This window comes from Occallatibacter sp. FHG110214_02 (genome assembly GCF_059115385.1).
Genome location: NZ_JBZYWK010000025.1, coordinates 54,768 through 75,934, shown reverse-complemented (window position 1 = coordinate 75,934; position 21,167 = coordinate 54,768). Strand labels below are relative to the sequence as shown.

21 protein-coding genes, 2 pseudogenes and 2 riboswitches are annotated in these 21,167 nt (G+C 54.1%); of the genes and pseudogenes, 12 read left to right on the top strand and 11 right to left on the bottom strand.

What is annotated here, in order from left to right; translation table 11 throughout:
* Positions 1 to 9: 9 nt before the first annotated feature.
* From AC5S3R_RS17945 to AC5S3R_RS17935, 3 genes and pseudogenes are all read right to left on the bottom strand, one after another.
* Entirely contained in the window at positions 10 to 2,082 is a 2,073-nt protein-coding gene (locus AC5S3R_RS17945; RefSeq protein WP_494268538.1) for an outer membrane beta-barrel protein, read from the bottom strand.
* Complete coding sequence (locus AC5S3R_RS17940; RefSeq protein WP_494268537.1) at positions 2,079 to 2,804, bottom strand: carboxypeptidase-like regulatory domain-containing protein; 726 nt, start codon at positions 2,802 to 2,804, stop codon at positions 2,079 to 2,081. Before AC5S3R_RS17940 ends, AC5S3R_RS17945 begins: the two co-directional genes overlap by 4 nt.
* A gap of 40 nt (positions 2,805 to 2,844) precedes the next feature.
* A riboswitch (cobalamin riboswitch) is annotated at positions 2,845 to 3,044 on the bottom strand.
* Between the two features lie 95 nt (positions 3,045 to 3,139).
* Positions 3,140 to 3,547, bottom strand: a pseudogene (locus tag AC5S3R_RS17935) (histidine phosphatase family protein); the annotation flags it as partial.
* Positions 3,548 to 3,786: 239 nt separating this feature from the next.
* Positions 3,787 to 3,935: riboswitch (adenosylcobalamin (AdoCbl) riboswitch) on the top strand.
* Between the two features lie 2 nt (positions 3,936 to 3,937).
* Here AC5S3R_RS17935 and AC5S3R_RS17930 point away from each other — a divergent pair.
* The 10 genes and pseudogenes from AC5S3R_RS17930 to AC5S3R_RS17885 all read left to right on the top strand — a co-directional run bounded on the left by AC5S3R_RS17930 (position 3,938) and on the right by AC5S3R_RS17885 (position 10,839).
* Complete coding sequence (locus tag AC5S3R_RS17930) at positions 3,938 to 4,159, top strand: CbtB domain-containing protein (protein ID WP_494268536.1); 222 nt, start codon at positions 3,938 to 3,940, stop codon at positions 4,157 to 4,159.
* Between the two features lie 9 nt (positions 4,160 to 4,168).
* Positions 4,169 to 4,891: a CbtA family protein gene (locus AC5S3R_RS17925; RefSeq protein ID WP_494268535.1), complete on the top strand. Its 723-nt coding sequence runs from the start codon at positions 4,169 to 4,171 to the stop codon at positions 4,889 to 4,891.
* A 28-nt stretch (positions 4,892 to 4,919) separates the two neighbouring features.
* Entirely contained in the window at positions 4,920 to 5,828 is a 909-nt protein-coding gene (locus AC5S3R_RS17920) for an ABC transporter substrate-binding protein (RefSeq protein ID WP_494268534.1), read from the top strand.
* Positions 5,829 to 5,833: 5 nt separating this feature from the next.
* Complete coding sequence (locus AC5S3R_RS17915; RefSeq protein WP_494268533.1) at positions 5,834 to 6,592, top strand: ABC transporter ATP-binding protein; 759 nt, start codon at positions 5,834 to 5,836, stop codon at positions 6,590 to 6,592.
* A complete protein-coding gene (locus AC5S3R_RS17910) occupies positions 6,517 to 7,596 on the top strand; it encodes a FecCD family ABC transporter permease (protein WP_494268531.1) in 1,080 nt (359 codons plus the stop codon). Before AC5S3R_RS17915 ends, AC5S3R_RS17910 begins: the two co-directional genes overlap by 76 nt.
* Positions 7,593 to 7,940 carry a hypothetical protein gene (locus AC5S3R_RS17905; protein WP_494268530.1) on the top strand — a complete coding sequence of 116 codons (348 nt, stop codon included), beginning with the start codon at positions 7,593 to 7,595 and terminating at the stop codon, positions 7,938 to 7,940. The genes AC5S3R_RS17910 and AC5S3R_RS17905 overlap by 4 nt, the downstream gene beginning before the upstream one ends.
* A pseudogene (locus AC5S3R_RS17900) lies at positions 7,901 to 8,360 on the top strand (transposase); the annotation flags it as partial. The gene AC5S3R_RS17905 and the pseudogene AC5S3R_RS17900, both read left to right, overlap by 40 nt.
* A gap of 56 nt (positions 8,361 to 8,416) precedes the next feature.
* Positions 8,417 to 8,791, top strand: coding sequence for a hypothetical protein (locus tag AC5S3R_RS17895; protein WP_494268529.1), 375 nt, complete (start codon positions 8,417 to 8,419; stop codon positions 8,789 to 8,791).
* Between the two features lie 584 nt (positions 8,792 to 9,375).
* Positions 9,376 to 9,609, top strand: coding sequence for a hypothetical protein (locus AC5S3R_RS17890; protein WP_494268528.1), 234 nt, complete (start codon positions 9,376 to 9,378; stop codon positions 9,607 to 9,609).
* An 84-nt stretch (positions 9,610 to 9,693) separates the two neighbouring features.
* Positions 9,694 to 10,839 (top strand): hypothetical protein, encoded by a 1,146-nt coding sequence (locus AC5S3R_RS17885; RefSeq protein ID WP_494268527.1) that lies wholly within the window; start codon positions 9,694 to 9,696, stop codon positions 10,837 to 10,839.
* Between the two features lie 92 nt (positions 10,840 to 10,931).
* Here the strand turns inward: AC5S3R_RS17885 and AC5S3R_RS17880 are convergent, their stop codons facing one another.
* Together AC5S3R_RS17880 and miaB are read right to left on the bottom strand one after the other, a co-directional pair.
* The gene (locus tag AC5S3R_RS17880) at positions 10,932 to 11,420 is read right to left on the bottom strand and encodes a bifunctional nuclease family protein (RefSeq protein WP_494268526.1); all 489 of its coding nucleotides are present in this window, start codon (positions 11,418 to 11,420) and stop codon (positions 10,932 to 10,934) included.
* Positions 11,421 to 11,444: 24 nt separating this feature from the next.
* On the bottom strand, positions 11,445 to 12,764 hold the full coding sequence (gene miaB, locus AC5S3R_RS17875) for a tRNA (N6-isopentenyl adenosine(37)-C2)-methylthiotransferase MiaB (RefSeq protein WP_494268525.1): 1,320 nt from the start codon (positions 12,762 to 12,764) through the stop codon (positions 11,445 to 11,447).
* Between the two features lie 57 nt (positions 12,765 to 12,821).
* Between miaB and AC5S3R_RS17870 the strand changes: the two genes are divergently transcribed.
* Entirely contained in the window at positions 12,822 to 13,241 is a 420-nt protein-coding gene (locus tag AC5S3R_RS17870) for a VOC family protein (protein WP_494268524.1), read from the top strand.
* A 163-nt stretch (positions 13,242 to 13,404) separates the two neighbouring features.
* The gene (locus AC5S3R_RS17865) at positions 13,405 to 14,310 is read left to right on the top strand and encodes a hypothetical protein (RefSeq protein WP_494268523.1); all 906 of its coding nucleotides are present in this window, start codon (positions 13,405 to 13,407) and stop codon (positions 14,308 to 14,310) included.
* A gap of 697 nt (positions 14,311 to 15,007) precedes the next feature.
* On the opposite strand, the gene AC5S3R_RS17860 is transcribed toward AC5S3R_RS17865, so the two are convergent.
* The 6 genes from AC5S3R_RS17860 to AC5S3R_RS17835 form a co-directional block, all read right to left on the bottom strand.
* Positions 15,008 to 15,376 carry a c-type cytochrome gene (locus tag AC5S3R_RS17860; RefSeq protein ID WP_494268522.1) on the bottom strand — a complete coding sequence of 123 codons (369 nt, stop codon included), beginning with the start codon at positions 15,374 to 15,376 and terminating at the stop codon, positions 15,008 to 15,010.
* A gap of 76 nt (positions 15,377 to 15,452) precedes the next feature.
* Positions 15,453 to 16,997 (bottom strand): flagellar hook protein FlgE, encoded by a 1,545-nt coding sequence (locus tag AC5S3R_RS17855; protein WP_494268521.1) that lies wholly within the window; start codon positions 16,995 to 16,997, stop codon positions 15,453 to 15,455.
* A gap of 92 nt (positions 16,998 to 17,089) precedes the next feature.
* Positions 17,090 to 17,557: a flagellar hook capping FlgD N-terminal domain-containing protein gene (locus tag AC5S3R_RS17850; RefSeq protein WP_494268520.1), complete on the bottom strand. Its 468-nt coding sequence runs from the start codon at positions 17,555 to 17,557 to the stop codon at positions 17,090 to 17,092.
* An 18-nt stretch (positions 17,558 to 17,575) separates the two neighbouring features.
* Entirely contained in the window at positions 17,576 to 19,234 is a 1,659-nt protein-coding gene (locus AC5S3R_RS17845) for a hypothetical protein (protein ID WP_494268519.1), read from the bottom strand.
* A 149-nt stretch (positions 19,235 to 19,383) separates the two neighbouring features.
* Entirely contained in the window at positions 19,384 to 19,839 is a 456-nt protein-coding gene (locus AC5S3R_RS17840; RefSeq protein WP_494268517.1) for a hypothetical protein, read from the bottom strand.
* A gap of 3 nt (positions 19,840 to 19,842) precedes the next feature.
* A complete protein-coding gene (locus AC5S3R_RS17835; RefSeq protein WP_494268516.1) occupies positions 19,843 to 21,162 on the bottom strand; it encodes a FliI/YscN family ATPase in 1,320 nt (439 codons plus the stop codon).
* Between the last annotated feature and the right edge of the window lie 5 nt (positions 21,163 to 21,167).

Here is a 21,167-nt window from a genome sequence, read left to right as displayed (position 1 = left end):
ATCAATATCTTAACCTGCTTTCTGTAATTTTTCGTACGAATCATTGCCAAGCCTCGAATCCTCACCGAATGGCCCGCAGCCTGAGAGACTGACGCAAAGCGCAGCATTGCCCGGATTCGCCGAAACCACCGCAAGGATATGATGCCCCTGGTTGCCTACATAGCTAACGGTCAGCACGGCTCCGCGCATAATCTGCCGCTGAATGGAGAGCATGTAATTGCTGATATAAGGCACGCGGTTGTTGTGATCGAAGAACGGGTCAGCAGAGAGCGGCGTAAAGTTCGCCCAGTTGATAGAAGCATCGGGATTCGACTTCGATACGTTGTGTGGCGGAAAGTCGAACGGGAATCGCTGGCCATTGTTGACTCCAGTTGCAGCCGTAATAAACGGTGTCGCAAACAAGGGCGGAGCAGGGCTCAGGTAGTTGTAGCCGAACGGCGGAACTGCATACATGATGCCCGTCGCGAGGCCAGGAAACTCCGTATAGAAAAGGCCGTAACTTACGCGAATACTGCTCTGGCCACCGGAACCCAGAATTACTTTCCAGAAGCCACTCTCTGGTCTCGGAGTCCAAGCCAGGCCAAGGCGAGGAGCAAAGTTGTGATAGCTCGTGGGTGCAATTGTTTTGGGAATGCCGGGATCGCCAGCCACGACCATGCCCGGAATCGCGCCCGGATATAGCGTGGATTGTGCACCGGGGATATAGGTTTGCAACTGGTTGTACTTTTCCCAAAAGGGCATGATGATGTCCCAGCGCAGACCTGCGTTAATACTCAAATCACCGCGTGCGCGCCAACTGTTCTGCACATACATGCCAAGATAGCGGTTGCGAAGATAGAACGGCTGGCCGGATGACTGCGTAAAGTTGCTTGGGGTGCCAATCAGAAAATCCGCGAAGGCGGAGCCAGTTTCCGTGCCGTCGATATTGAAAGTTCCGTTGAAGGTGGCATTCGGGTGAGTGTTGATCTGGTCGGCATGGAATTGCACACCAAATTTGAGCGTGTGTGCCTGAATCACCCGGGAAAGACCGTCGCCGAGATAGATTGTGTTATTCACTTGCGTCATATTGGTAATGGGGACGCCCATGACGAAGGTAGGGAAGGTGATGTTCTCGATGCCTTCATACTGAGGTGCCTGCACATAGATTCCCGCTCCGCCGCTGTTTCCCGTGGTAAACCCTTGCGACGTCATGCTCACACCAAGCCCGCCTTTCGGCTGGCCAACGATATTCGCATTGCGCAGATAGCCGAAGTGAAATTCATTGACGGTATTCGCGCTGAAGACCTTGGTGTCCCCCATGGAAAATAACTGTGCTCGTCCAATGGTGAGAGCATGGAAGCCCGGAATGCTCGCACCAGCCACCGAGCCCGGATAGGGATTGTCGAGATCGTAGTCGTCAATAAAGTAATAGCCGAACAATTGGCCGAGACGCGTGTTGGCGTCAATACGTGCCGCGCCTTTGTCGTCGCGCACGGTCTGGTCATAGGCAGAAGTAGAAAACTGGCTGGTGCCGGTATTGGGCTTCGGAATGTATTGGAGCAAATTCTTTGCTGGCGCAGACCATGCACTCTGTGGAATTACACCATTGGAAAAGACTTGTGAATAGGCTTCTCCTGCGGAAACTGCATAGCCAAGTTCTTGCGTAAGCAGCGACGCAAGGTATGACCCGCTGACTCTGCCAGTAAGTTGGCTCTGACTTGAAGAGGGGTCAAGGAAATTGCCGCCACGCTGAGCAGTAGTAGGCACCGTTATGTTTCCGGTAGAGATGCCTTGCGTGGTGTGCGTGCCTTGGTAATCGGCAAAGAAAAATATCTTGTCTTTTCTTACTGGGCCTCCTGCCGTTCCACCAAATTGGTTTTGCCGGAAAACAGAGCGTGTGGGATCAAAATATCCACGCGCATCGAGATCAGTGTTGCGCAGAAATTCAAACGCTTCTCCATGAAATTGGCTTGCGCCTGATTTGCTAACAACAGTGACCATCCCGCCGTTGTAGTTGCCGTATTCCGGATCGAAGTTGTTGGTCAGAACGCGGAACTGCTCGATGGAATCAAGGTTAGGAATGATGGAGGTACCACCATTCATGTGCTCCTGCACATCGATTCCGTTGACGAGAAATCCATTGGAGGACTCACGTTGCCCGTTATTGCAAGGTTGCCGGGGTTAAGATCTCCTGAAGGATCGAGGCTTCCAGTAACTCCCGCCATAATGACGGAACTGGGCAAGAGCGTCGAAATAGGTGCAACGCCCGGCTGAATCGCGAGCAGATCCGTATAGCTTCTCCCATTCAAGGGGACCGCAGTCATCTGCGCACCGGAAACAACCTCGCCGAGATGTGTCGCGGTAGTTTCAATCTGCACGGCGGCATCGCTTGTTACTGTCACCGTATCCGCTTGCTCTCCAACAGCAAGAACAAAATCCAGCCGGATGGCTGAATCCGTATCAACGGCAACGTCGATCTCCTTCTGAGGTGCAAATCCATTGGCAGTGATAGTCAGGTCGTAATGTCCTACTGGAAGATCTGGAAAGGAGTAACGCCCCTCCTTGTCCGTGACTGCCTGCCACACTGTCTGCTGCGTGGTGCTTACCAGCTTGAGCGTTGCTCCGACAATCACAGCGCCGCTGGGGTCTGCGACTCCGCCGGAGATGCTTCCACCGCTTGCGGCAAAAACAGGAAGCGCACCCAGTAGAAAAAATGTAAGGAAGAGAAGAGAAGCAACGCTCTTTCGGCTAGCAACATGAAGAGCATTAAGCACTGGATAAAACACAAACACCTCGCAGGCGAGAAAAGGGTAGGCGAGGCTCAAAGATTTGCGAGCGATTGCCTCCGTTTCCACGCGGAGAAAAATCGTAAATTCATCCTGGATAGGTCTCCTGACTCTCAGGTCAAGCTGCAGCTATGCAGCTTGCAGAGCTGCTGCCTTCCCCGGTTTCATCCGAGTGGCGACTTGGAAGCTCCATGTCCTGATTACAGTGGCGGGACCGTGCCGGACTTATACCGGCTTCCCTATTACGCCCTCGCGGGCACCCGGAATATCTGAAACTCACCATAGCACAGCACTACCAAGCCAAAAATTGCTGTAGTACCTGTATGTGGTGATTCAAGACGAACAGGTCCGTTGCTTGCGTCGCTCCCGCTTGCCTACTCTGCTGTGTGCAAAGAGCAGCCGGTACATCGCACGGTCCACTGTCCGCGGCTAAACCTAATATCTGTAAGAGATAGCGGCGCAATGTCGAAGTGCCAGAATGTCTGTGCGGGGATATGCAGAGCGTGAACAATAGCGGCACGAATTACTGCTGGATGAGTAATTGCAACCGTAGAGGTGTGACCCAAATCACCTTGTTCTTTCATCCAGCTTCCAGCCCTGGCTACTAGTTCTTCAATGGACTCGCCGCCATGAGGAGAGGCACTCGCGTCCGTCAACCATGCCAGGATTCCATCCGGCTCTGTTGTCTGCACATCTTCCATGCTTCGGCCCTGCCATCTCCCATAGTAGCAATCGCGCAGTGCGGGAGCGACAACAGCCTGCAATCTCAAGTAGTGTGCTGTTTGCTGTGTGCGCTATTCTGGCGCGAAGTAGATATATTCTGCGCGAGGTAGCACCCAATTGGTTTTGGTAATCCTGGCAATCTCTTCTTCAGCAATGGGCTCATCGAGCGGAAAGGCTGCTCGCCTTTGTGCTTGCGTGGCTGCATGAGCGATCAGGATTAGTTTGGGTACACGGATGATTTCCTTTGCGACGTTTGTGACTCTAGCTCTTGACACGCATGATACGGAGACATAGGGTTAAATTAGTCTTTTGAAATGAAGTGGAGAAGCCGGTGAGAACCCGGCGCGGTCGCGCCACTGTAACTGACAGAATACAGTCAGAAGCCAGACCTCCTTTCATTCCTCAAACGAACTCTGCTGTGGGACGCACGATCCCAGGAGGTTCTTGAAATGGCTCAGCCTGTAGCCGGCACATTTGCTCCGCAACCTGTTTCCATTCCCGCCATTCCAGTGCATGAAATTCTTCCATGGGCACTCTTTGGTGGCCTCCTGATGCTGCTCGCGCTCTATTTCGTCGGCGCCGAGCAAGGAGCAACCTCGCTCCTGCAGGGCCACGCTATTCATGAATTCGTGCACGATGGCCGCCATCTTCTCGGCTTTCCCTGTCACTAAGAGGCAAAGATGACTCGTATCCTGCTTGTGCGCGGGATGCTTGCCGGCATCGTCGCAGGCCTGCTTGTATTTGCACTGGCCCGATGGATCGGCGAACCACAGGTGGAGCGCGCCATTACATTTGAGACCAATCTGGATCAGGCCAGGGGCGAAGCTCCCGAGCCTGAGATCGTCAGCAGGGAAGTGCAACGGAGCTTCGGTCTCCTCACCGGTACGCTTGTATACGGAACTGCAATTGGCGGCATCTTCGGCCTGGTCTTTGCTTTTGCTTATGGTCGCATCCCGATTGCCAATCCAAGAATGCTCTCTGCGGTTCTGGCAAGTATGGGATTCGCTTCAATTGCATTGGTTCCTGTGCTCAAATATCCAGCCAATCCACCTTCGGTTGGGAATCCTGAAACCATCGGCATACGCACGGCCTCTTTCTTTCTACTGCTTGCTTTCTCGGTTGCCGCTGCGGTTCTTGCTGCGCAGCTTCAACTTCGTCTCCACAGCCGTTTGGGCGCATGGAGCTCTTTGCTTTTGGCCGTTTTCGTTTTCGTGATTGCCATGGCAGTGGTTTTCCATTTCCTGCCCAATTTTGATGAGGTTCCCGCAGGATTCCCCGCAACCCTGATGTGGAAGTTCCGTGTTGCCGCTCTTGAAATGCAGGCATTGATATGGAGTTCTCTCGGTTTTATTTTTGGATGGCTTGTAGACAGGGTTTTCACTGCACAGCAACTTCATCCCTGACTACATATTTTTACGAAGGACAGAAACGATGCGTCGGCTTTCAAGCCTCATTTCCGCACATGTTCGTTTACGCTTTTTGTTTTTCACTGCGCTGCTACTGCTCTGTGCTTTGGCAGGCCCTGCGCAGACAAAGCCGCAGCGCATCGTATCGACTACGCCAAGCATTACGGAGACTCTTTTCGCGCTGGGTATTGGAGATCATGTTGTAGGAGTCTCCCGCTTCTGCAATTACCCTCCCGAAGTGCAAAAGCTCCCCAAGATCGGAAGCTACATCCATCCTGATGTAGAAGCCATCGCGCGCCTCACGCCGGATCTCGTGATACTGGAGAGCGGAGCAAATCAGGTGACGGATCGCTTAATCGGCTTGCATATTGGCTATATCGAAGTGCCGCATCTCACGCTTGAAGATATATTCACAACCACACAGCTCATTGGGAAAGCCACAGGAGTGCCCGATCGCGCCGCCAGCCTGATCGCGCAAATGAAAAGCTCTCTGAACGCGATTCAAGCCAGGGCGAAAGCACAGCTATCCCCACGTGTAGTTGTCATCGTAGATCGTCAGCAGGGAACACTCAACAACCTCACCGTTGTCGGGGCCAATAACTATGTCAACCAGATCATCGAAGTAGCTGGTGGCAAAAATGTTCTGGCCAAACCCGGCCTTCCGCCTTATCCGCGCATCGCTCTCGAAACCATCCTGCGCGAAAATCCTGATGTCATCATCGATCTAAGCGGAACGCAGGAGACGGAAGCGGCACGCCAGGTCTCACGCAGTTCCACCATCGCCCTGTGGAATCAATACCACGACCTTGTGGCAGTGCGCAGTGGGCACGTTTACGCAGGTACAACAAACTTGCTTGTTGTACCCGGCCCACGCACCCCTCTAGCCGCGAAGCGCCTCTATGACTTCATTCATGGCATAGGAGGCTCCGATTGAGTTCCTTGCTTGAAGTCGAGAGCGTTAGCTTTTCCTATGGAAACCGCTCCGTGCTTGATTCCGTCGGTTTTCGTGCCGATAAAGGAGAGTTCCTTGCACTGCTTGGAATCAACGGCTCTGGAAAAAGCACATTGCTCGACATCATCTCAGGCTTTCGCAGGCCGGAGACAGGTACTGTCACAATCAGTGGGCGCAGCCGGCAGCAATGGAGCCGGCGTGAAATTGCGCAAAATGTCAGTCATCTCCCCCAGGCCATTCATGCGGACCTTCCTTTTACCGCCGAACAGTTAGTTGGCATGGGAAGATATCCGCACACAGACCGCTGGTTTGAATCCGAAGAGGATCATCGACGTATCCGCACTGCAATGGAACGCACCTCATGCTGGCCGCAGCGTCATCGTCCCTTTCGTTCTCTGAGCGGAGGCGAGCGTCAACGCATTCTTCTCGCTGCATGTCTCGCGCAGGATGCAGCCACGCTGCTCCTGGATGAGCCATCAACCTTTCTCGATATTGAGCAGCAACTGCATTGCTTCAGCGTGCTGCGTGATGAAGCGCATACTGGAAAACTCTGTATCGCCGCGACGCATGATCTAAATCTCGCGCTCACCTACTGCACGCGCCTCGTGGTACTTGCAAACGGCGTGATCGCCTTCGACATGTCAACAGAGTACGCGCACAGCAATAAAGAGTGGCTGAGCCTGTTCTCAACGCGACTGGACATGGGAACAACTCCATCTGGCGCGCCGTGGGTGTGGTATCGATGAGCGCACGTCAACGGCTTTTGTTCATAACACAGCACTGCGTAACGCTCTCCGTGCTTATCTTTCTTGCCGCTGCTCTACTCCTGCCGTGGGTCGGAGCCGGCCCCATAAGCCTTGCGCGAGTTGTTCAGCATCAAGCCCCCGATTACGAGATCCTGCTGCAACTTCGCGTGTCGCGCACGCTGCTTGCTTTAATTGCCGGGGGCGCGTTGTCACTGGCCGGCTCGCTCTTTCAGGCAGTGCTCCGGGACGCACTCGCTGATCCCTACACGTTGGGCATCTCATCCGGTGCATCTCTCGGTGCAGTTGCAGTTATCGCCATCGGATGGGAGACCTTCTTAGGAATCCCTATGACCTGGATCGGAGCGTTGGCCGGTGCCTTCGCTGTTCTCGCCTTTGTCATTGGCGGAGCCTTCCGGCAGCGCCAGATATCCGCCTTTAGCCTGCTTCTCACCGGAATCGCTATCAACAGCATCTGTGCTGCATTCATTATTATTCTCAGCAGTTTTGTAGGATTGTCACGCTCGTTCTCCATTGTGCGATGGCTGATAGGCAGCATCGATGCCACCAGTTACATTTCTTTGGCGGTGGTGGCAGTGGTTGTACTGGCCGTCTCAGCGGTAATACTCACACAGGCGCGCAGTTGGAATCTGCTCGCCGTCGGAGAGCGATGGGCCTCTTCACGCGGCGTGCATGTAGGTCCTCTTCTTGTCCAAGGCTATATTCTTGGTTCCATCCTCGTAGCAGGGGCAATTGCTCTCACCGGCCCCATCGGCTTTGTCGGGTTAATTGTTCCGCATCTTGTGCGCTCGCGCATCAGCTCGGACCATCGCTTGCTAATGCCATGTGCATTCCTCCTTGGCGGAACGCTACTCGCGCTCTGCGACTCCATCGGAAGAATCGTCATGCCTCCTGCAGAGCTACCAGCAGGCGCTGTGCTCGCCTTAATTGGAGGCCCCTACCTGGTTTGGGTTATCCGCCAGAGAACCCCCGCGGAGGAGATATGACATCGCATCGTCAGCGCGTCATTCGTGCAGATGGCCGCACTCTGAATATCATGCAGCATCGAGGACATCTCTCCTATTGCTTCACCGGTTGCTGCGGCCGCACGGAACGCGGCTATGCGGAAGTCCCCGTCGATATCTATAAGGAAGAATGGATCAAGCGCAAAATCCGCAATCAGGTCCATCTCACCAAAGGCGGATGCCTCGGCCCCTGCTCATTAGCCAATGTGGCATGCCTGGTTGGCCTGCCCGGCGAATTTAGTTACCAGCGATCTACGAGTAAAACTGGTATGAGGGGCGCCCTTGAGTGGGTAAGGCAAAGAAGCACAGCCCAGAGCAGATCGTGAGCCTGCTGCGGCAGAGAGAAGAGGCAGTTTCGAGCGGCCGGACGACGCCATTGGCGTGCCGGGAAGCTGGAATTACGGACCAGACGTACTACCGTTGGCGGAAGGAATACGGCGGGTTGCAGACGGACCAGGCGCGCCGGTTGAAGGAACTTGAGCAGGAGAACGCGAAGCTGAAGCGTATCGTGGCAAACCTGAACTTGGAGAACCTCGTTCTGAAGGACGTGGCTTCGGGAAACTTCTGATCCCCGCACGGCGTTGTTCTGCCGTGGCTCAGGCATGCGGAAAGCGCGGCCTGAGCCAGCGCACGCGTGCCGGCTGTTGAGCCAGCCGCGTGGCACGCAGCGTTACCAGTTGCGGCGGCGCGACGACGAAGATGCACTTACGCAGGCGATTATCGAGCTTGCCAAGCAGTATGGCCGAGTGGATGCAATTTCAGAAATTCCGCCCCAGCCGGCTGGCCTCGGCTTTGGCTGATCATGAGTCATGAGCATGCGCACGAGCTTGGTCCTCGTGTACTTGTTCAGCCATTTCAAGTCGCACTCTGGACGGCGCTGGTGGACCATGGAGGCCAGAACGAACCGCTTAAGCTTCATCAGGTCCGCGTCTGGCTTGGCCTCCAGTTGACCGCGGTGCATGCGGATCAGGCGCTCAGCCTTTTGTTCTTCCGCTGTGGGTTCGTAGTGGTGAAGGGCTTTATTGAGAAGGCGGACTGCATCGGAGTAATCCTTGACAGTCTGGTCTTTCTTCTGATTCCAGCGCCGCCATTCATGGCCGGCGCGATAACTGCACCACGCCATGGCGGAGACAAGCCACTGACGTTTATCTCTTCCATCTACAGATTCCAGTTTTAGGTTTGGCATTGACCGTTCTTCGGGGAACGGCCGCCAGGCGAAGAGGGAGAGTTGACCACAAACAAGCTCCAAGGAAATCTCCTTTGGAACTGACCACTAAGCCCTCCACCTAACCGATATGTCCGATAATGTATATTCTGTAAAGTACAAACGAAAAGCAGAGTCTCTCGGATGAAAGAGGCTCAAATTGCTCATTCTCGAACGCTTTCAGCTTTCTCTCTTCCCCTGGCGGCCATTACCCGAAAAGCCGCTCATGTCTACCCCAAAACTCGATTTTATTGATGGACGAGACAGCCGCCAATGGCTTGCCTTCTTATCGCCATACCGGACTTGGCACATCAATCGGTTCGGTGACTATGTCTTAGACTGCGATCGACCGTCCGATCCGATGAAACCAGATCTCCAGGTTCTCACGTAGAATCAATGGTTTAAGTCAATCTTTTTAGTTTTTCGTACAGATCCCGGCCAAGCCTCATAACAGAATCAACGACTTATGAGCGGCTTGATGTTCAGGATTTACTGGAATGTACGATTTCTGGATATACTGAAGCAAATCGGGGCGGTTAGCGGTTATTAGCTGGCCCTTGACGCACGCCAAGTTCATTAAAGAGTATGCCGTTGACTCGTTCAAGGACTTCCCCGCAACCAAGCAGGCGCTCGTTGGTCTCGTGCAACAGTTTGAGGTCATTGGCCATGACGTTATCGTGGGCATTGCAGCCAAGGGCTTGGATATCCCCGACGACATCAAAACGGCTGAAAACATTCAGGCGCTCTTTGCGTATATGCAGCTCCCGCAGCTCCTGCACCTCAGCCTGTAGCTGCCGGCCAACCCCAACGTTCAATTCATTCTCAGCGGCCCCGGCCTGCACGGTCAGGTGCCTGCTTAACATAGGAGCATCTTCATGCGTTTGATTTCAATTACACTTCTTTCCCTAGTTACGATTGGAGCTGGCGCACAGGCACCGGATCATACTGAACCTCCGACTACTCATTCCAACAGCGGAACGGATGCTCTTCGCAACGGCAAGTCCGTAAATTTTGGGACGTGGAATATGAATAACATGGACATCAATTCCGAGTTCAGTTCCCTGTTTGTGGGAAACACATTCACGAACGCCTTAGTCGGAGCTATCAAGGTGCCTTCTACCGCGACTCAGTTCCAAGTTAATGGCGTGACGGGAATGATCGATTGTGGCGGGGTGACTGAATGCGTAGGCGTCTATGGCCAGGCGGTGGGCAAGATTGCGCGTACACATCTATTTGGAGCGAACTTTCTCGTGTCGGATACTAAATCTGCACCAGCCGCTGGAATGCAGGCTGCAGAATTCGATGTGAACATCAATAACGCTTCCTCTGTTGCTTCCGGTGTCCTCCTTCACGGAGAATTATTTGTGACCCCCGCCGTTCGCCCCAACGGGTTTAGGGTCATACCTCCGGGTGGCGGGCATGGCGGGTGGGCTACCGCATTTTATGCGGACCCAGGTGCAGCCGAATACTCAATTTTCACGGAGTCCAGTGCTAATTCAGGCAAACCGGCTCCGTCTATGCTTACTGGATGGCGAAGCTACGACACGGATGGGGCTTCACATCTATCAGTGATCTTTCTTGACAAGACTGGGCAACTGAATTTGGGCTCCTCTCCGTCAAAGGCTTTCTCTCTTACCAGTAGCACGACGGGCAATGTAAGCGGAGTTTTCATTGACCCAAACATCGGCTTTAACTCCAACAACTCAGGCCTTTTTGGATTGAGCGCAAAAGGAACGGTTAACATCCCGTCTGGGAAGACAGCGCCTCTGATTGCTTCGGTATGGGCACAAGGGCCGTCGAATAATTACGGTGCAGGAATCATCACAGTGGCGGCGGGAGTCGTTGCGAGTGCGCCCACCATCGGCGTAACTAACTATGCAGCAATATTCAATGGCAAAGTCAAGGTATCGTCTACCGTAGATGCGAACAGTTACAGCGTACAAGGCAAGGCTGGGGCCACGTGCTCAGGACCTCCGACAGCGAACTTCGCCGTCGTCAACGGAATCATCACGCATTGCTAAGAGGCGGGAAAAATACGAATATTTTGAAGCTTAGGAAGATGGGGGAAAGAGAGGAAAGTTGGGCCTTTCCCCCAGGATGTAGCGGCAGACGGCTACATCTTGTAGCGCCCAAGATCCTCATCATTCAGCCCCTCCAGCCAGCCCCTAAGCTGCTCAGGAGTCTGCCCGTCTGCCGGCCCTGCCGGATTCAAACGCGCAGCATGCATTACTTCTTCTTTTACATAAATTGGACAATCAAACCGCAGCGCCAGAGCAATCGCATCAGACGGACGCGCATCCACCATGATCCGTTCTCCATTCTGGCTGAGCCAGAGCGCGGCATAAAAGGTGGAATCCTTAATCTCTGTAATAACAACTCGTTCCAGCTCAGCATTTAAGTTCTGGATCAGGTTTCGAGAGAGATCATGCGTCATTGGTCGCGGCGCCGCAGATTTATCAATCTCATTAAAGATGGCATTGAACTCAAAGATTCCCACCCAGATAGGCATAACCGAATCTGAAGCAACGTCCTTAAGGACGACAATCGGCATATTGGTCGTGGGGTCCATCATCAGGCCACGGATTTTCACTTCGAGGTCCATCAGTTCCCTCCTGCTTTTGCCGCCTTAAACGGCCTCACCCACAAGGCTGTTGGGATGCGTTGCCGTAATCCGAACATTTAAGTAGCTCCCCGGCGCAGGCGCAATCGGCGAGCCAGTCGTAAAGTTAACCGATTTATTCTGGCTGCTGCGGCCAGAAACCTGCCCACGTGCCGGATTCTGCCCCTCCACCATCACTTCAAGAATTTCCCCCAAGTGATTGGCATAATTCACCCTTTGAATCTCGCGCTGACGCTCAAGCAACACTTGAAGCCGATGCGCCTTCTCCGTCTCCGGAATCGAATCAATCATCACCAGTGCTGGAGTATTTGGCCGCGCCGAGTACTTAAACCCAAAAACGCAGTCATACTGAACCTCGGCCAGCAGGTCCATCGTCTCAATAAACTCGTCCGCCGTCTCTCCCGGAAACCCAACAATAATATCCGTCGAGAGCGAAATCTTCCGCTTTGCCGACTTCATCCAGGAAATCCGTTCCAGGTACCAGTCCCGCGTGTACTCGCGATTCATCGCCTTCAGCACGCGGCTTGACCCGGACTGCACCGGCAGGTGCACATGGTCGCACAGCGTCGGATAGGCGTCAATCGCCTCCACAATATCCTTCGTAAACTGCCGCGGATGGCTGGTCGTAAACCGCACCCGCCGAATCCCCCCGACCTGCCCCACCGCCGCCAGCAGCTCGGCAAAGCTCATCTTCCCTTCCGGGTCCACATAGCTGTTCACGTTCTGTCCAAGCAGTTGAATCTCGGTATAACCAAGGTCGGCAATTCGCCGCGCCTCTTCCAGCACAGAACCCGAAGTCCGGCTCCGCTCCTTACCACGCGTATACGGCACCACGCAGTAGGCGCAAAACTTGTCGCAGCCCTCAATAATGGTGATATACCCACGGTAAGGATTCTGCCGCGCCGTAAACTCCGTCTCAAAGGTCTCATCCGTCTGGCGGTCGTCCAGTCCGGTGATGCGGTGTTCCCCAGCCTCCAGCCTGTGCAGCATCTCCGGCAATTTCCGGTACGACGCCGAACCCGACACAAGCGAGACATACGGAGCGCGCTCAAAAATCTTCTCGCCCTCTTGCTGAGCCACGCAGCCCAGCACGCCAAACCGCTTACCCGATTTATAGAGCTTCTTATAGTCGTTGAGACGGTTAAAGACCTTCTGCTCCGCCTTGTCGCGGATCGAACAGGTGTTATAGAGAATCAGGCCGGCCTCTTCTTCGGTCTCAACCTGACGGTAGCCCTCACGCTGCAGCGTGCCGATAACCTTCTCGGAGTCATGATTGTTCATCTGACAGCCAAAGGTCTCGATATAGAAAGTCTTTTCCTGCGACATCACAAATTCAAGTATATCTTGGCTGCAGATTCCTGCGAAATGGGAGAATCCCCTACTATGGCTATCGAAGTTACAGGCGTAGCACCTCTGGTTCAGGTCTTTCACATGCCCACAGCCATCCGCTTCTATCGGGACAAACTCGGCTTTACTGTCACAGGCCGCTCTAAGGTTCTGAGTGAAGACGAAGACGACGTGAACTGGGCAATGCTGCAACTGGGCGGGGCGACGGTAATGTTCAACACCGCCTACGACCCGGACGATGTGCCGGAAAAACCTGACGCCGCACGCTGGAGCGGTCACCAGGACACCTGTCTCTACCTCGGCTGCCCAGACGTAGATGCCGCTTACGACGAGCTAACTGCAAGGGGGCTCCAGATCAAGCCGCCCAAGATTGCGTGGTACAGCATGAAGCAGCTCTATCTCAAAGATCCCGACGGCTTCATGATCTGCTTTCAGTCGCCAGCGCATGAAAATTGAGCGCTTAAAGAAGGAAAGATTTTCCAGGGTGAGTAATTTCTACCCAGTACTTCCCTGCTCTCATTTTTCGTAATTCACTCATAATAAAACGTTTTACAAATTTTCCGGTTTGGCATCCCTCTTGCATGAACAATGTTCGGAGATGTATGCCGGAGGTACCCCTATGTTAGATAGTTCGCACTTTGCAGCACCCCCTAATAATTCAGAGAATGCGGATAAATCCGATTGGAAGCGGCTGGCCCCCTTTCTCGGCGCGGTGGTCGTAGCTGTCGGAGGCATCGGATATGCCGTCCATGAACACAACAGCGCGCAGACCCTTGCATGGCAAAACCAGCAGGTAACCGCCCAACTCGACGCCACTCACAAGCAACTGGACGCAACCAACTCCCAGTTGAGCACCCTGTCAGAAAAGGTTGACCAGCTCGCCACCAAGCCCTCGCCTGCCGTTGTATCCGGCGGAGGCGGCAGCGTCGCCCACGGCGGCGGTTCGGGTTCGGTTGGCGGCGAGCGTCGCTTGGCTCGTCATGATGCCCGCTACGACAAGTTGAAGGAACAGCTCGACGCGCAGAACCAGGCAATCCAGTCCACGCAGACGGATCTCGCCAGCGCCAAGACGGAGCTTTCCGGCGGTATCGCCAAGAACCACGACCAGTTAATTGTTCTGCAGCGTCGTGGCGCCCGCAACTACTACGAGTTCGACCTCGACAAGACCAAGAACTACGCACGCACTGGCCCCATGAGCATCAGCCTGCGCAAGGCCAACGTGAAAAAGAGCTATGCGGACCTCCAGCTCATCGTGGACGACCGCACAATGCAGCAGAAGCACGTGAACCTCTATCAGCCGGCAATGTTCTATGACCAGGACGGCTCGCAGCCCATGGAAATCGTGATTAACGACATCTCAAAGAATCACATTCACGGCTACGTAAGCGCCCCCAAATACCGCCGCAGCGAACTCACTGCCATGGAGAACGGCACAGCCGCAGCTCCCGGCGACCAGGCAAGCTCAGACGCCCAGCCCCCGCAACGCAAGCGTCTAACCATTCCCAAGGATGACCCCAATGAATAACTCCGAGACCCCTTCCTTCCGCGAAATCATCGAATTAACCCTGCGCATCATGTCGCGCTACCTACCGGCAGAAAACTAAGCACCAAAAACTCAAACTGCCCGATTCGGAAGAATCGGGCAGTTCTGTTTGTGCCTGCAACAACCATGCTGCCAATATGCTGCTGTCATCCTGAGCGAAGCGCACTGGGGCCCCACGAAGTGGGGTAGGCGGAGCGAAGGATCTGCGGTTGCCTCTTATAGTTTTGCCCTTTATCGTCTTCCCGTCTTTATATAGTTCTTAGCCTTTTATCTAAAACCCTGTACCCTACAGCCTGTCCTCCCTGTGAAAAAACCTTGTCAAGCCCTGCAAACGAAAATATTTTCTAACACGTTGATTCCATTGAGCAAAAAACTCCAACCAGTTTGCGCTCAATTAACCTCAAATGTGCCAAACTAACAATAAGCAGAAAAAACAGCCCGGTTCCTAAGGAACCGGGCTGTTCTGTTTTTCCGCTAACTCAAAAGAAAGGAGCCCCCAATGCACTCAAAGGCAGGCACAACCATCTATAACCTGACACCTGAAACCTGTAACCTGCCTTCCCCACAGTTCCACAGTTCACAAATAAAGATTCTGCACAGTCCCTGTGCAATCGTCCGCAATTTAAACAAAATAAACGAACGGGGAAAGCACCCCACTGTGCGCATACACACGGACGCATCATATTCCCGTATGGAGATAGGAAAGCAGATCGCTCATCTGCTCATCCGTAAATCTCCCCGCAAAGCTCGGCATCTTCCCTTTCCCCCCAAGAACCGTACGAACAACCTGCGCATCCGTAGCAGGCGCACCACTCGGAAGCTTGTCATGATGAAAAATGCTGCCAATCTTCGGCGGTGGCGGCTTCAGCGCAAGATCATTTTCTTCATGGCAATGAGCACAGCGCCCGTTATAGAGAGCCTGCCCTTCCGCCTGCTGAGGCGTAAGGTTTCCCCGCGCATGACACCCAGCCAAAAGAACACACGAACCACCCGAAACCGCGATAGCAGCAAGCAAGAGCACAAATCGGCGCATGCAAAAAGTGTACATACGCAAGCGCCCCACTCCGCAAACGGAGTGAGGCGCTCACTTATTCACGCGCCGGTTAGCGCGAGAAGCTACAAGCTTAGTGAATCATCTGGATGGTTTCCTGGGTAACCGTATCGAAGGTAGTAACAGCCTTCGAGTTGGCCTCAAACGCGCGCTGCGCAATGATGAGGTCGCTGAACTCCTGCGAGATATTCACGTTGGAAGCTTCCAGCGCGCCATCCTGCATGGTTCCAAGCCCAGCCGAACCGGAAACGCCAATAGTAGCGTTGCCGCTGGCAAGCGTAGTGGAGTATTCCCCATTTCCGTTGGCTTGCAGCCCCTGCAGGTTAGCTACCGTGCCGAGAGCAAGCTGGCCAACATTCAGCTTTTGTCCGTTCGAGAAGCTTGCCGTAACAACACCGCTCGAACTGATAGTGAAGCCCGTGTACTGGCCAGAGGGGTAGCCATTCTGCGAAGTGTTCGCTACGGAAACCGTAGCTGGCGTAGAACCGTCGGTAGAAGTGACATCAACCTGCGAAATCGTGCTGGTGTGATTCGTACCGAAGAGATCCCATGTAAAGTTCATATTCGACGCGCCATCGGAAAGAGGCCCGAAGGTGATACCGCTCACGTTGGTAGAGGGCGTGACTAGGTTTCCATTGGAGTCGAACTGCAGCGTGCCGGTAGTATTGGTTCCAGCTGGGTCCTGCACAATGTTGCCAGAAGTGGAGACATTGGCTCCGCTGATGGAGATTTGATTGCCGGTATTGGTAACCGTAACGCCGGTAGTAATGCCCGCAGCAGTGAGCGCGTTTTGTATAGCCGTCGTATAGTCCGCAATGGATTCGTTAGCGCCTATCGCCGGCGCGGTAATGGTGGTGGTTACAGGCGGAGTGGCATTGTTCGGCGCGGTAATGGTGAGATTCGTGCTCGGATCAACCGTGGCGCCAGCTCCAAAGTTGAAGGTAGTGGTGTTAGCAACGCTGGTATCAGCGCTAAGCGTATCCGGCAGCGAAATGCTATAGGACCATTGGTTGGTGCCGGTTTTCGTATAGGTGACAGTCGCCTGGTACTGGTTCCCGAGCGAATCATAAACGGGAACAGTGCCGGAAGCACTATCGCCAATGTTCGCATTCGCGTTAAGCGTAGCGTTCATGCCAAAACTCGTAGTAGCGGAAGGCGCCTGCGTCTGGTTCTCAGGAATGTTGATAGCCACGAGCGGCGCATTGGAGTTCACAACTCCGTTGACTGCCGGGTAACCCATAACGCTGAGGCCATCCGCCGTGATGAGATTACCGCTGTTATCCGTGCCAAAGTCGCCGTTGCGCGTAAGGTACTGCTGTCCGCCATTGCTGACGACAAAGAAACCACTGCCCTGCAGCGCAACATTCTCGCTGAGGCCAGTCGAGTTGGAGGTGCCCGCGGAGAAGTCCGTCTCGTTGCTTGCAACCTGCGTGCCCGCGCCCGCCTGGATAGGATCGCCGGAACCGGTGGAGCCAATCTGCTGATAGAAGAGATCCGCGAAATTGGTGGTTTGGGCCTTGAAGCCGGTGGTGTTCATGTTGGCGAGATCGTTGGCGATAGTATTCAGCGCCGTCGAGTCTGCGTTGAGTCCAGTAAGCGGAATATAGAAGCTAGGCATCGTAGGTCTCCTGAATGCGATGAGGTTCAGATTCGGTGAAGTGTGAATGTCAAAGGAAGCGAAGCTGCTGAGATACCGCTTCCTGTAGGCAGTTAACGCGTAATGCGCGGATGGTCGAGGGCTCGCGCAACGCGAAGAGCCGATGGGTTCGCTTCGGGAGTGCTCAGGTTCCCCGACGCTACGGAAGTTGCAGAAGAATGTGTTCCATGCACGGCAGCCACACTGGTTGGCGCATGGGCGGAAGAAGTCTTCTGTGAATCTGCAGAAGGAGTTGCTTCCGAGGTACCGCTCATCGCCGTGCTGAGCGTCTGGTTAATGCTGATGAGCTGTTCAAGGCTATTTACGTTTACGAGCTGGTTGATGTACTCGTTAGGATCGGTATCCGCTGTCGGATCCTGATTTTGCATTTCGGTAACAAGCAAAGTAAGAAAGTCATTGGCCGAAATAGTAGAGCCATCCGTGCTTGAACTGCCGGATTGGTCATCCATTGCCTTTGCACCGCCAAGCGGGGTTGTTATTTGTGCCGCGTGATTCCAGATACCACTGGTAACTGCTGCCATTTTCCCTCCTGCAATGTGCTACGCAATGACGGAAATACCGCCGCTATGCGTACGCGTGATAGTTGTGGATTCAATCGCCTGGGCGGAACTTGTCCCTTCAGCGGGTGAGTTGGTTATAAATTGCTGTGTGAAGTTGCGTTGCTGCGGCGTACCGCTATGAGCCTGCTCCTGCCCCTGATTCTGTCCCGCGCTTCCGGTGGGCATACTATTGCTCTCTGAAGATTCCGGTGAGGACAGCGAAGCTGTGATAGCACTGCCATGGTGTTCCGCGAGATACGAATTCAGTCCAGAGAGATGGGAGCCGAGGACCTGCGCCGCCTCCGGAGAGCTTGGAACAACAGATGCACGCAGGCCATCGGGGCTTACATCCGCGCGCACACTTACCCATCCAAGCGAAGGATCAAGATATCCAGCCTCTGCGTGACGCGCGCCGGCGTGAACCCAGGTTGTATCTGGTTGCCCGGAAGCGGAATCAAGAGCGGCAAAAGTATCACGCGCCTCGGGCGACGCAATGGAGGTATTCATCCCTCCATTGCCCGGCATATGCTGTATGCCTGCAGCATCGCGCACAGGTGCCGTGCTGCTTTGTGCATACAATGTTGCCGTTGCGGGCTGCTGAATCGCTGCAGCTTCCGCGGCAGTGCCATGCAGAATCGATCCATGATCTCGTAACCTGGACACGCTATCCGCATGTTCAGAAGGCGTTGCCGCTCCTTTCACTTCAACCGAGGCAGAAGCCTTACTGGAAGATGTTGCGAGTGTTGATTCTTCCGAAGTCGCGGCTGGCGTAAGCGATTCCTTATTCAACCGCAATGGCCTGTCTGCTTTTTGCGTAGCACCTGATTCAGGAACAGCAAGAGTGGAATCATGCGAGGCCGATCTGTCGGCTGCATGAAGAACTGGATATACACCTTCTGAGGCTCCTGTATGTAGCTCGGAAGACACTGAAGACGCCGATACGCTTGGAGAAGAATTTGTAGCACTACGGGCTGAGAGCGTAGCCATAACAGCGGTTCTTCCCTGCGTAATTTGACCCGTCGTATGGGGCAAAACAGTAGCGCCTTGAGTGGTCGCTGCCTTTTTTACAGGGACAGGCTGGACAACCTGCGCAATGACTGGAGCAGGTGGAATCGTAGTAGTGACAACCTCATGCGAAAGGGCGGGATGAACATCGTCTGCGGAACTCTTTGTAGACGAGCTTGTATGGTGAAGAATACGGGCACTATGCCCAGATGTTGATTGCGCATCCTCCTTCGGGCTGATTGCCGTAGCACCAGCAGAAGGATTAGTCCTTTTCACCAACGGATTGCTGGCGGAAACAATTGAGGCCTGCTTACCCTTCTCAAGAGTATGTGCAGATGCAGTTGCCGATGGGATAACAGGCATGGAGCCAATTTCAGACCGGCCGAGAATTGCCCTCTTTGCGTCGTTCCCAGCAGCCGTGAGCGTTTCGAATGCCTGACTCGATTCCTGCGCAGAAGATACGCCATTGAGTGTGCTTAGGACCTCTTCAAATCCAGTACGGAAGTTGCCCGCAATCGCAGCCGTGTTAGCCGGCGATGCAGAAGCACGGCGACTGCGCGCTCCTGTTGTGCTTGTGCCATCCTTTGGCACACCCTGTTCGGCTGCCTTACCCACAATGGCAGTGGTGGCATCTAATCCTACGGCTACGGTCATGCTTGGGAAGCATGCAGATGACGTGCCAAAGACAAGAAGCTGTCAGTTAGAAGGTTATCACAATTTATCGAGATATATGTCCTGAGGCATAACAACCATTTCTGGCGAAATTCTAATTCGTCTATATCGATTTTGCGGCTTTAAAAAAACTACTTGGAAGATGTTCCGTTCTGCTTGCGCAGTGTGCGTGCGAGAAACCAGTCGTCGAGCGTCTGCTGATTCTCACGGGCCTCTTCTGCCGCTTCTTCCGCGTGCACCTCATGGATAAGCGTCTCCGCCTGGCGATGCTCCATGCGCTTGAGCAAGAACGCATGATGACGGCGTGCGGTTTCTGCTTCGGCATGCGAAAGCATCGGACCGAGCGCAAATCTATGTCGTTCGCCAATGTTCGTTTCTACAAGAGCTGTATGACGCACGACAGATTCACCTGCACCCACGCTTGCAGTGAACTCACCACGCCCGTTATGTTCCCGTTCCGTTGCTGCGGAGAGTGCATCTTCGAGCATACGCAGTTCAGAAAGCGCTGATTCAAGCGCTATACGATGCTGCTCCTGCTCTATATCGCGTATACGAAGAAGACGTTTGAGTGCGTTCGAGACAGGCACAGGCTAAACCTCGCTGGCAATCGCTTCAAGCTGGCTAAGCGCAGCATCAAAGCGTACCTGGTCATGTGCCTTCTGCGTGAAAAATCCTCTCAGTTTAGAACGCGCAGCGATAGCTCTATCAAGTTCAGGATCTGTGCCTGGGCGATAGGCCCCAATGCGTATAAGATCTTCTGAGCGTGCGTAAATAGCTATGAGCCGGCGCAGAAGCGCTGCCTGTTCACGATGTTTAGGAGATGCAACCGCAGGCATGAGACGGCTGATAGAATCGAGCACTTCGATAGGTGGATACCAGCCTTCCGAAGCTAGAGCACGAGAGAGAACGACATGGCCATCCAGCAACGAACGTACTGCATCTACCAAAGGGTCTTGCTGGTCGTCTCCTTCCATGAGCACGGTATAAAAGGCCGTAATAGATCCAGAGCGAAACTGTCCGGTGCGTTCAATCAGCTTAGCAAGCCGCGTGAAGACCGAAGGTGTATATCCTTTCGCCGTCGGCGGCTCTCCCGCTGCAAGCCCAATCTCACGCGCAGCCATGGCAAAGCGTGTCAATGAGTCCAGGACAAGCAGCACATGTTTCCCTTTTGCCGCAAAAGACTCAGCGACGGTGGTGGCAACAAGTGCTGCCCTCATACGCAACAGCGGAGATTCGTCCGAAGTAGACACAACAACAACAGAGCGCTTGCGCCCCTCTTCACCGAGCGCGTCTTCGAGAAACTCGCCAACCTCTCTGCCGCGCTCGCCCACAAGGCCAACGACTGTCACGTCTGCCTCAGTGTTACGCGTCATCATCCCTATCAGCGTGCTCTTGCCAACCCCGGAGCCCCCGAAAACACCTACACGCTGACCGCGTCCGACAGTAAGAAGAGAGTCAATCGCGCGAATGCCTGTACCTAGCGGGCTCTTGATCGGCACGCGGTCAAACGGAGAACGAACCTGTCCGTCAATGGATGCCGTTGCGGAAGAAGCAGGGGGGCGAAGTCCATCGATTGGCTCACCCAATGCATTGAGCACGCGGCCTATCAACTCGGGGCCTATTTCAATCTCTGGATACGTACCCGATGCCCATACTTCATCGCCAAAGCGAATGCCTTCATTGCTTTCTACTGGCATGGAGAGAACGTTAGAGCCACGAAAGCCAATCACCTCAGCACGGTGTACTCGACCGAAGCGGTCAACAGTCTCACAACACTCCCCTACCGAGGCAAGCGGACCAGTTGACTCGATAGTCTGACCTATAGATTCAAGTACCTGCCCTCGCCAGCGCCATGGCTGAACCCTATTCAGGCGGCTAAAGTATCTGCACAGTGAAGGGGTCGTTTGCATTGCCA